Origin of the sequence: Streptomyces sp. NPDC059443 (assembly GCF_042750105.1) — a bacterium.
Classification (GTDB): Bacteria; Actinomycetota; Actinomycetes; order Streptomycetales; family Streptomycetaceae; genus Streptomyces.
Genome location: NZ_JBHYVM010000035.1, coordinates 49,728 through 60,025, shown reverse-complemented (window position 1 = coordinate 60,025; position 10,298 = coordinate 49,728). Strand labels below are relative to the sequence as shown.

Here is a 10,298-nt window from a genome sequence, read left to right as displayed (position 1 = left end):
TCACTCCGCCGCGCCGCGCCGGCGCGCGCCCGCCCGCCGGCCCCCCGCCCCCCCCCGCCCCCCGCCCCGCGCGCCGGCCCCCCCCCCCCCCCGCGTCCGGAACCGGCCCACCCTCGCAGACTTTCTAAAAGTTAGCGCTTACCGTAAGGTGGTGCATATGAGTGGCCGCGCCCCGAGGCCCCTACCAAGGAGATCCCCATGAGCATCGTCGTCACCGGAGCCACCGGAGCCCTCGGCCGCCTCGTCGTCGCGGACCTGCTGACCCGCGTGCCCGCCGACCGGGTCGCCGTCGTGGTCCGCGACGCCGCCAAGGCCGCCGACCTCGCCGCACTCGGAGTCGAGCTGCGCATCGCCGACTACGACGACCCCGCGAGCCTGGCCGGAGCCTTCCGGGCCGGCGACCGGGTCCTGCTGATCTCCGGGAACGAGATCGGCCGCCGGACCGCGCAGCACACCGCCGTGATCAAGGCCGCGGGCGAGGCGGGGGTGGCGCAGCTCGCCTACACCGGGATCCTCGGCGGACCCGAGGCCGACTTCGAGCTGGCCGCGGAGCACCGGGCCACCGAGCGGGCGATCCTCGACTCCGGGCTCCCGTACACCTTCCTGCGCAACGGCTGGTACCACGAGAACTACACCCGGAGCCTGGCCTCCCACCTGGAGCAGGGCGCCCTGGTGGGCAGCGCGGGCGAGGGCCGCGTCGCCTCCGCGGCCCGCGCCGACTACGCGGCCGCCGCGGCCGTGGTGCTGACCGGCGAGGGGCACCTGAACCGGGCCTACGAGCTCTCCGGGGACTCGGCGTGGACCCTGGCGGAGTACGCCGCCGAGCTGTCGACGCAGGCTGGGCGCGAGATCGCGTACACCGAGCTGCCGGCCGAGGAGCACCAGAAGGTGCTGATCGGCGCCGGGTTCCCCGAAGGCTTCGCCGCGGTGTTCGTCGACGTGGACGCGGCGATCCGGCGCGGCCGGCTGGGCTCCACCACCGGCGACCTGGCCCGGCTCATCGGCCGGCCGACCACCCCGGTGGCCGAGGCGATCACGGAGGCACTGGCCGCCGCGTGACGACGGGGCCCGCGGCGGGTGTCATGAGTATCTCGTTGAGACGGTAATGACTTCCCGCCACTGCGGCGCTACCTTCATGAGGTTGGCTTGAAGTGGCTCTGGAGGACCCGTGAAGGCAGAGAACGACCAGCGCGCGGGTTTGCTCTACGGATTCGGCGCATACGGAATGTGGGGCATCGTGCCCCTGTTCTGGCCGCTCCTACAGCCCGCCGGAGCCATCGAGATCCTCGCCCACCGCATGGTGTGGTCGCTGGCCTTCGTCGGGCTCGCCCTGCTCGTCCTACGGCGCTGGGGGTGGATCGCCGAGCTGCTGCGCCAGCCTCGCAAGCTCGCTCTCCTCGCGGTGGCCGCCGCCCTGGTCACCGTGAACTGGGGCGTCTACATCTGGTCCGTCAACAACGGCGCGGTGGTCGAGGCGAGCCTGGGCTACTTCATCAACCCCCTGGTCACCATCGCCCTGGGCGTCCTGGTCCTCGGCGAGCGGCTGCGCCGCGCGCAGTGGGCGGCCGTCTCGATCGCCGTCACCGCCGTGCTGGTCCTCGCCGTCGGCTACGGGCGGCCGCCGTGGATCTCGCTGATCCTGGCCTTCTCCTTCGCCCTGTACGGGCTGATCAAGAAGAAGCTCGACATGGGCGGCCTGGAGTCGCTGACCGCCGAGACCGTGATCATGTTCCTGCCCGCCCTCGGCTACCTGCTGTGGCTCGGCGCGCGGGGCGAGTCCACCTTCACCGCCCAGGGCCCGGGGCACGCCGCCCTGCTCGCCTCGGCCGGGCTGGTCACCGCGATACCGCTGGTCTGCTTCGGCGCGGCCGCGATCCGGGTCCCGCTGTCCACCCTGGGGCTGCTCCAGTACATGGCCCCGGTCTTCCAGTTCGGGCTGGGCGTCCTGTACTTCCACGAGGCCATGCCGCCCGCGCGCTGGGCCGGCTTCTCCCTGGTCTGGGCCGCCCTCTCGATCCTCACCTGGGACGCCCTGCGCACCGCGCACCGCACCCGCGCCATCCGCCTCGAAGCCGCCCCGGTCCCGCCGGCGACCCCGGCGCGCGAGCCCGCGTAACCACCCCGTCGGCCCTCAGTCCGTCGTCGGCGGCCCGTCCCACGGCCGCCCCGTCGCGGCGAGCAGGGTGCCGGGCGCGAGGCGGGCCACCAGGGCCACGGCCTCCCCGGAGGCAGCGGCCGCCGGGGCGACCGGGGTGCGCCGGTCTCGTCCATCTCGTCCATCCCTCCAGCGCGCCGCGGTCGTTCTCGGGCAGCCACACGCCAATTGGTCTAGTCCTCTGATGCTCCGGTGTGGTCTGATCGGATCATGCCGGAGATCATCGCCGCCCTGTTCGGCCTCCTCGCCCTGGCCGCCGCCGCGGTCAGCCCCGTACCGCTGGTGCGCGGGCGCCTGCGCCGCCGGCGTCTGGCGGACCACGCGCAGGGGCGCGCCGTCCGCGTCCCCTGCGACCTGCGGGACGCCGCACTCACCGCCGGCCGGTGGTCCGAGGGCCACCTGGAGCTGCCGCCCGGCGGGCCGGGCGGACCGGTCCGCTGGCGCGCGCGGGGACGTACGGCGACGGTGGGAGCGGTGCGGTTCCCGCCCCTGGAGGCCGTCTCCGCCGACGAGATCAGCGTCGCGTTCCGCTCCGCGGACGGGGCCACCGAGCTGCGGCTCCACCCGGACGAGGCGCCGATGGTCCTACGAGTCCTGCGCGAGGCCCCGTAGCGAGGCCGACAGGGGCTCCTGAATGCGGGCCCGCAGCTCCTCCGCGACCGCCGCGACATCGGCGCGCCCCAGCTTCGCGGCCTCCACCAGATCGCCGAGCTCCTCCGGTGACGGCAGCTGCTTGGCTCCGGCGACGCGCAGGTACGAGCGGGTCGCGGCGGCCGCGTAGAACTCGTTCATCGGCGATTCCAGCGCCGGGCACACCGCGAGGGTGTGCAGAAACGCGGCGGCCCGCCACGCGGTGTCCGGGGCGGGCTGTTCGGGGACCAGGACGAGGTCGTTCTGGTGTCGGGCGACGGCAGCGGCCACTCCGGAGGGATCCCACACGGCGGGATCGGACGGGAGATGGTGGGCCAGAGCGGTCCAGGCCCACTCCATGGTGATCTTCAATGCCCGAACCGCTCCTGGAAGTAGGCCCAGTGGTCGGCGAACTCCTCTATGCCGGAGAGGAAGTTCTTCCGGTCTTCGTCGAGTTCGCGTTCCGTGACTTCGGTGATCAGCGCGGTGACCGTCGTACCCAGGGCCGCCGCGCGCGCCTTCAGGCGTTCGTGGAACTCTTCTTCCAGACGGATGGTGACGTGTCTCGACATGCTTTTCACGGTACAGCGGGGCCGCTGTACACAGGGCCGGAACGGCACAAGGGTGGGCAGGGACACAGTCCCCGCCCACCCTTGCGGCAGTTGTGGCGCTACGCCGCCTACTTGTTGGCGTCGGCCGCCTTCACCAGCGCGTCCTTGGTGACCGCGCCGACGTAGACCTTGCCGTCGTCCGTGATCAGCGCGTTGACCACGCGGGTCTTGAAGATGCGGCCCGTGCCGAACTTCCCGGAGACCTTGTCCCCGAGGGCGTCGAGGAACTGCTTGGCCTCCTTCGGCGCGTTCTTGTCGTTCGCCTTGTTCTCCAGCTCGTTCAGGGCCTTGGGCGCGCCGGTGTCGATCCGGGCGATCGAGGTCCAGCCCTCGCCGAGCACCTTCGTGTCGCCCTTGGCGCCCTCGGCTCCGCCGGTCAGGCCGTCCAGGCCGGGGATGGCGCCCAGGGCGCCCAGCCCGTTGTCCTTGCCGTTCCTGCCGTCCTTGCCCTCGCCCTTGCCGGCCTCGCCCTTGGCGTGGTCGCCGGGGCCGCCCTCGTTCACCTTGGCGCCCTTGGGCGGGGTGAAGGCGAAGGTGTCGGCGGCGGGCTTGGCGAAGTCCACCTTGGTGAAGCCGGCGTCCACGATCGGCTTGCCGCCGTCGGTGGAGAGCACCTGCACGCGCAGCGGCACGCCGTTCTTGGCGTCCACCGCGATCTTCACCGAGGAGACCGTGGATCCGGAGGCCTTCGGCTTCAGGACCAGCTGGTAGGCGTCGCGCCCGGCCACCTGGGCCGTGTCGCCGACGCCGATGTCGGTGGTCGGGCCGGCGGCCTTGAGGATCTCCTGGGCGACCTCCTGCGGGGTCGCGTTGAGCCGGTCACCGGTCTTGTGCTCGGACTTCTCGCCGTCCTTGCCGGCCTTGCCGTCCTTGCCCGCCTCGTCGGCCGGGGCCTTCTCGTGGAAGGCCTCGTTGGACTTGGAGTCGTACCCCCAGACGTCGCCGCCGTTGTGGACGAGCGTGTACTCGTCCTTGCCGTCGACGAAGGTGAGCTTCTGGTGGTCCGGTCCGTCGGCGGCCACCCGGAAGGTGTGGGTGCCGTTCGCGAGCTGCGCGATCTTGTCCTGCGGGTCGGCGGAGCCCCCCGTGACTCCGGAGCCGCCGCCGATGCCGCTGAGCAGCCCGGACGCCATGGACGGCAGTCCGAGGTCGGTGCTGATCTTGGCGCTGCCGGACAGCTGCTGGACGTCCGAGGCGGCGATCTTCTCGATGAGCTGCTGGGCAGTCACCTTCGGAAGGTCGGGACCACCGGAGTTCGCGAAGGCCGGAACCATCGCGATCGTGCCGGCGACCACACCGAACACCGCGACCGGTACGGCGTACCGAGCGGCCTTGCGGGTCTTTGCGTTCGTTGCCATGTCTGTCTGCCCTACCTCTGTGTGTACGGCGGCGACCTACCCATCTTGCTGTACACGTCCACCCCGCGCCGCCACTCTCACCCGATCTGGTGGGGATGTGCCTCTATCTGACCAAAGCGGGAAGCGGAAAGCGTCAGACCCGGGAGCCAACTCCGCGTACACCCATGGGATGACACGACGAGGGCCCGGCATCCCCTACCCGTAGGGGATGCCGGGCCCTCGCCCGTGTCTTTCGGCCAAAGCCGTGCCGTGCCGTTCGGCCAAAGCCGTCCCGCGTCAGCCCGCGCGGTGCACCACGGCGTCGCACAGCTCCACCAGGGCCGACTTCGCGAAGCAGTCCGGCAGCGGGGCCAGCGTGGCCCGCGCGTCCTCGGCGTAGCGGATGGTGTCCCTGCGCGCCTGCTCCAGGGCCGGGTGGACCCGTAGCCGTGCCAGTGCCTCGGCATGCAGGGCGTCGTCCGTCAGATCGCCGTCCAGGAGCCGTACGAGGTCCAGGTCGTCCGGGTTCCCGTCGCGGGCGGCCATCTCGCGCAGCCGCAGCACGGGCAGCGTCGGGATGCCCTCGCGCAGGTCGGTGCCCGGGGTCTTGCCGGACTCGTGCGAGTCGGAGGCGATGTCGAGGACGTCGTCGGCCAGCTGGAAGGCGAGGCCGAGCCGCTCCCCGTACTGGGTGAGGATGTCGACGGCCATGTCGTCGGCGCCGGACATCAGCGCGCCGAAGCGGCAGGAGACGGCGACCAGCGAACTGGTCTTGCCGGCCATGACGTCCAGGTAGTGGTCGACGGGGTCGCGGCCGTCGCGCGGACCGGCCGTCTCCAGGATCTGGCCCGTCACCAGCCGCTCGAAGGCCTCGGCCTGGACCCGTACGGCCTCGGGCCCGAGGTCCGCCAGGATGTGCGAGGCGCGGGCGAAGAGGAAATCACCCGTCAGGACGGCCACGGAGTTGCCCCAGCGGGCGTTGGCGCTGTCCACGCCGCGGCGTACGTCCGCCTCGTCCATCACGTCGTCGTGGTAGAGCGTCGCGAGGTGGGTGAGCTCCACGACGACGGCGGAGGGGACGATTCCAGGCGCGTAGGGATCGCCGAATCGGGAGGCGAGCATCACCAGGAGCGGCCTGAACCGCTTGCCTCCGGCGCGCACGAGGTGCTGTGCGGCCTCGGTGATGAAGGGGACTTCGCTCTTGGTGGCCTCCAGCAGACCCGCCTCGACGGCGGCCAGTCCGGCCTGGACATCGGTCTCAAGAGCCTGGTCCCGCACGCTCAGTCCGAACGGCCCGACGACGGTCACGAGGGGTACTCCTGTCTGCTGACGATCACGTTGACGATCACATGGATTGTCGATGTGTCGCTGCCATCACTCAAGCCAGCGTATCCGGTCTGTTTTCGATCACCCAGGGCGCCTGTCCGGCCACGGCGCGGCCACTACACGCGCATCGCCCGATCCACCCCGGTATGTTCTTGAGGAGCCGAAACAACCGGAGAATACGCTTTGTCCAGAATTGCGACCGAAATAGACGAGCTTCCGGACCCGGAAGCGGACCAGCCGCCGCCCAGCGACGACCACGCCTTCCTCGGACACCCCCGGGGCCTGGCCACGCTGTCCGGACTGGAGGTCTGGGAGCGGTTCTCCTTCCTGGGCATGCAGGCCATCCTCGTCCTCTACTTCGCGGACGCGGTGGCCAACGGCGGCCTGGGGATGAACCCCGGCACCGCGGCCTCCGTCTCGGCGGCCTACGGGACCATGGTCTACCTCGTCTCCGTCGCCGGCGGGTGGCTCGCCGACCGGATCCTCGGTTCCTACCGCGCCGTGCTGTGGGGCGGCATCCTGATCGCCTGCGGCCACTACGCCATGGCCGTGCCGACCCCCGCTATGACCTGGGTGGGCCTCGGCCTGATCAGCGCCGGCACCGGCCTGCTCAAGCCGAACGTGGCCAGCATGGTCGGCAAGCTCTACACGACGGACGACCAGCGGCGCGACGCCGGCTTCGCCCTCTACTACATGGGGATCAACATCGGCGCCTTCGCGGGCCCGCTGATCACCGCCTGGCTCGGCGACCACAAGGGCTGGCACTGGGGGTTCTCGGCCGCCGCCCTCGGCATGACCGCGGGCCTGATCCAGTACGTCGCCGGCCGCCGCCACCTCGCCGGGCGCAAGCACTCGGCAGAGTTCGCGCTGGCACCCGACGCGATGCGCTCCGCCGTGTGGAGGATCGTCGGCGGGATCCTGGTCTTCGCCGCGCTCGCCACTCTTCTGGCGGTACTGGGCTGGTTGACGATGGGCCGCTTCGTCGACCTGCTCACCCTGATCTCGGTGATCGCGCCGGTCGTCTACTTCGCGGTCATGTTCCGCAGCGACCGGGTGACCTCCGAGGAGCGGGGGCGACTGCGCCCGTACGTGGTGCTCTTCCTGGCCTCGGTCGCCTTCAACTTCATCCTCTTCCAGGCGTACTCGACGATGATGCTGCTCGCCTCGACGAACGCCCGCACCGAGATCCTCGGGTTCACCTTCCCGGCGGGCTGGTACGCCTCCGCGCTCGGCGCGTTCGAGGTGCTCCTCGCCCCCGTGGTGGCCGCGCTGTGGGTCAGGATGGGCCCGCGCCAGCCGCACTCCTCCAACAAGATCGCCATCGGCGTGATCCTGGGCGGCCTCTCGTTCCTGTTGATGGTCGTCCCGACGGCGGGGCACGGCGGGGACACGTACAAGATGGCCGCCTGGTGGATCATCGGCTCCTACCTGCTGCTCGGCCTCGGCGACGTCCTGCTGGAGACCTCGGGCATGTCGGCCACCACGAAGCTCGCCCCGAAGGCCTTCGCCAGCCAGACCATGGCGCTGTGGTTCCTCTCGCTGGCCCTGGCCAACGGCATCCAGGCGCAGGTGGTCAAGGTCTACGGGCAGGTCTCCAACCCCGTCTACTTCGGCGTCAACGGAGCCATCGCCGTGGCCGTGGGCCTGGCCGTGATCGCCGCCGCACCGTGGCTCAAGCGCACGATGCACCCCGTCCACTGACCGGCCGTCCCCCGACCGGCGATCCACTGACCGGCCGTCCACTGACCTCCCCGAGGCGATTGGCGAGACATCCCCGATGATCATCCGTACCGATTTCCCCTACGGGACCACCCACGAGGACGTCCGGATCCCCATGCGGGACGGCACCGAGCTGTACGCCCGCATCTGGCGCCCGGTCACGGAAGAGCCCGTACCGGCCCTGCTGGAGTACCTCCCGTACCGCCTCACCGACTGGACGGCGCCGCGCGACTGGCAGCGCCACCCCTGGTACGCGGGCCACGGCTACGCCTCCGTACGGGTCGACGTGCGCGGCCACGGATGCAGCGGCGGCGACCCGGGCGACGAGTACGACGCCCGGGAACTCGCCGACGGGGTCGCGGTGGTGGAGTGGCTCGCCGCACAGCCCTGGTGCACGGGCTCGGTGGGGATGTTCGGAATCTCCTGGGGCGGCTTCAACAGCCTCCAGATCGCGGCGCTGGCCCCCCAGGCGCTCAAGGCGGTGGTCACCGTCTGCTCCACGGACGACCGCTTCGACAACGACGTGCACTACATGGGCGGCTCGCTGCTGGCCGTGGACATGCACGCGTGGGCGGCGACCATGCTCGCCTTCACCGCCCGCCCGCCGGACCCGCTCTACGCGGGCGACGGATGGCGCAACCAGTGGCTCTCGCGCCTCGGCGCGGTCGAACCCCTGATCCACACCTGGCTGACCCACCAGACCCGCGACGAGTACTGGCGCCACGGGTCGGTGTGCGAGGACTACGGGGCGATCGGCGCGGCCGTCCTCGCCGTCGGCGGCTGGCACGACCCCTACCGCGACACCGTGCTCCGGCTGGTCTCGGCCCTGCCCGCCGACCGGGTGCGCGGGCTGATCGGCCCCTGGTCGCACCAGTACCCGGACCGGGGACTGCCGCCGGGGCCCGCCATCGGCTTCCTCCAGGAGACCCTGCGCTGGTGGGACCACTGGCTGAAGGACAAGGACACGGGCGTCATGGCCGAACCCCTCCTCCGCTCCTGGATCTCCGAGTCGCACCCGCCCGCCACCACCTACGAAACCCTGCCCGGCCGGTGGGTCGGCGACCCGTCCTGGCCCTCGCCGAACGTGGACCCGGTGACGTACGCCTTCCAGGGCGCGCCGGTGGTCGTGGCCTCCCCGCAGCACACCGGCATGGACGCGGGCCGCTTCTTCCCCTTCGGCAACGACGCCGACCTGCCGCCGGACCAGCGGGAGGAGGACGCGAAGTCGGCCTGCTTCGAGTTCCCCGTCGGGGACGGCGCCGCCCCGGTGGAGATCCTGGGCCGGCCGGTGGTGCGGCTGCGGATCCGGATGGACGTGCCGTACGGGCAGGTCGTCGCCCGCCTCTGCGACGTGGCTCCGGACGGCTCCTCGACGCTCGTCACGCGGGGCGTGCTGAACCTGTCCGCGCGTCAGGGCCGGGAGAAGGCGGTCCCGTGGCCGGTGGGCTCGTACGAGGACGTCCACTTCGAACTGAACGGCATCGGCCACTCCTTCCCACCGGGACACCGCATCCGCCTGGCCCTGTCCTCGGCCTACTGGCCGTGGATCTGGCCCCGGGCCGGCTCCGAGCGGGGCTGGATCCTGGACCCGGCGGGCAGCGCGGTGGAACTCCCGGTCCGCGACCCCTCGTCGGACGGCGAACCGATCCTCTTCGAGGCCCCGGAGCAGTCGGAGCCGCTGGGGGTGTCCTACCCCGCGACCCTGGACGCGCCGAGGCCGGAGCGGCTCGTCGTACGGGACGTCGCGCGGGGCGTCTGGCGGCTGGAGGTCGACCCCCGGTACGGGGGCACGCGGGTGTATCCGGACGGGCTGGAGTTCAGCGAGGACGCGCGGGAGATCTACGAGATCCAGGAGGCCGATCCGCTGTCGGCCCGCACCCACTCGGACTGGACCGTGCGGCTGCACCGGCCGGAACTGGGCTGGGACGTCTCGGTGATCACCCGCTCGGAGATCTCGTGCGACGAGGGCGGCTTCGTGACCTCGAACGAGGTCGTCTGCCGCGAGGGCGACGAGGTCCTCTTCCACCGCACGTGGGAACGACGGATCCCCCGCGCGGCGGTCTAGCTACGCTCTTCGGATGCTGGATTTCCTGATCGGCCTCTTCGGAGGAGCCCTGGCGACGTCGGCCGACGAGCAGCGCCGGTCCCGAAAGCGGGCCCGGAAGTTCGCGGCGGGCGAGGAAGTGTGCTTCGAGGCGTGCGTCCTGGGCGACCGCCCCTACTGCCGCCCGGAGGCCATGGTGTTCCTCTGGGCTTCCGGCGGGGAGCCGGCCCTGCACATGACGCCGACGGAGGTCCCCGGCCTCAAGCGCAGCCGGCTCCCGGCGGACCGGCTGGAGCTCACCGGGATCCGCCGAAGGGAGCGGACGGACTCCCCGCTGATGCGCGACTTCTGGCGGGTGGCGGAGTGCCGCGACGGGGACACCCGGATCCTGATCGGGTGCGATCCGGCGGCGATGACGCTGCTGAGCAGCGTCCTGGAGCGGGCCGCCACCGCGACCGGGTAGGGACCCCGGGCAA

At 71.6% G+C, this 10,298-nt stretch carries 10 protein-coding genes; 6 read left to right on the top strand and 4 right to left on the bottom strand.

The features are described from left to right. Window positions 1-198 precede the first annotated feature (198 nt). The 3 genes from ACFXDJ_RS28525 to ACFXDJ_RS28515 all read left to right on the top strand — a co-directional run bounded on the left by ACFXDJ_RS28525 (window position 199) and on the right by ACFXDJ_RS28515 (window position 2,767). Window positions 199-1,059, top strand: coding sequence for an SDR family oxidoreductase (locus ACFXDJ_RS28525; RefSeq protein ID WP_384650461.1), 861 nt, complete (start codon window positions 199-201; stop codon window positions 1,057-1,059). 109 nt (window positions 1,060-1,168) lie between these two features. Then, on the top strand, window positions 1,169-2,116 hold the full coding sequence (gene rarD, locus ACFXDJ_RS28520) for an EamA family transporter RarD (protein WP_384650459.1): 948 nt from the start codon (window positions 1,169-1,171) through the stop codon (window positions 2,114-2,116). Between the two features lie 249 nt (window positions 2,117-2,365). Continuing rightward, window positions 2,366-2,767, top strand: a complete 402-nt coding sequence (locus tag ACFXDJ_RS28515) for a hypothetical protein (protein ID WP_384650457.1) — start codon at window positions 2,366-2,368, stop codon at window positions 2,765-2,767. Here ACFXDJ_RS28515 and ACFXDJ_RS28510 read toward each other — a convergent pair. The 4 genes from ACFXDJ_RS28510 to ACFXDJ_RS28495 form a co-directional block, all read right to left on the bottom strand. Then, window positions 2,741-3,157 (bottom strand): hypothetical protein, encoded by a 417-nt coding sequence (locus ACFXDJ_RS28510; RefSeq protein ID WP_330298028.1) that lies wholly within the window; start codon window positions 3,155-3,157, stop codon window positions 2,741-2,743. The two genes, ACFXDJ_RS28515 and ACFXDJ_RS28510, sit on opposite strands and share 27 nt — an antisense overlap. Continuing rightward, window positions 3,154-3,357: a ribbon-helix-helix domain-containing protein gene (locus ACFXDJ_RS28505; RefSeq protein WP_384650455.1), complete on the bottom strand. Its 204-nt coding sequence runs from the start codon at window positions 3,355-3,357 to the stop codon at window positions 3,154-3,156. The genes ACFXDJ_RS28510 and ACFXDJ_RS28505 overlap by 4 nt, the downstream gene beginning before the upstream one ends. Before the next feature lie 107 nt (window positions 3,358-3,464). Next, the gene (locus tag ACFXDJ_RS28500) at window positions 3,465-4,754 is read right to left on the bottom strand and encodes an outer membrane lipoprotein carrier protein LolA (protein ID WP_384650453.1); all 1,290 of its coding nucleotides are present in this window, start codon (window positions 4,752-4,754) and stop codon (window positions 3,465-3,467) included. Window positions 4,755-5,030: 276 nt separating this feature from the next. After that, complete coding sequence (locus tag ACFXDJ_RS28495) at window positions 5,031-6,041, bottom strand: polyprenyl synthetase family protein (RefSeq protein WP_384650451.1); 1,011 nt, start codon at window positions 6,039-6,041, stop codon at window positions 5,031-5,033. Between the two features lie 201 nt (window positions 6,042-6,242). On the opposite strand from ACFXDJ_RS28495, the gene ACFXDJ_RS28490 reads away from it, so the two are divergent. The 3 genes from ACFXDJ_RS28490 to ACFXDJ_RS28480 all read left to right on the top strand — a co-directional run bounded on the left by ACFXDJ_RS28490 (window position 6,243) and on the right by ACFXDJ_RS28480 (window position 10,285). Further along, entirely contained in the window at window positions 6,243-7,760 is a 1,518-nt protein-coding gene (locus ACFXDJ_RS28490; protein ID WP_384650449.1) for a peptide MFS transporter, read from the top strand. A gap of 76 nt (window positions 7,761-7,836) precedes the next feature. Further along, window positions 7,837-9,843, top strand: a complete 2,007-nt coding sequence (locus ACFXDJ_RS28485; RefSeq protein ID WP_384650447.1) for a CocE/NonD family hydrolase — start codon at window positions 7,837-7,839, stop codon at window positions 9,841-9,843. 13 nt (window positions 9,844-9,856) lie between these two features. After that, window positions 9,857-10,285, top strand: a complete 429-nt coding sequence (locus ACFXDJ_RS28480; protein WP_384650445.1) for a hypothetical protein — start codon at window positions 9,857-9,859, stop codon at window positions 10,283-10,285. Window positions 10,286-10,298: the final 13 nt, after the last annotated feature.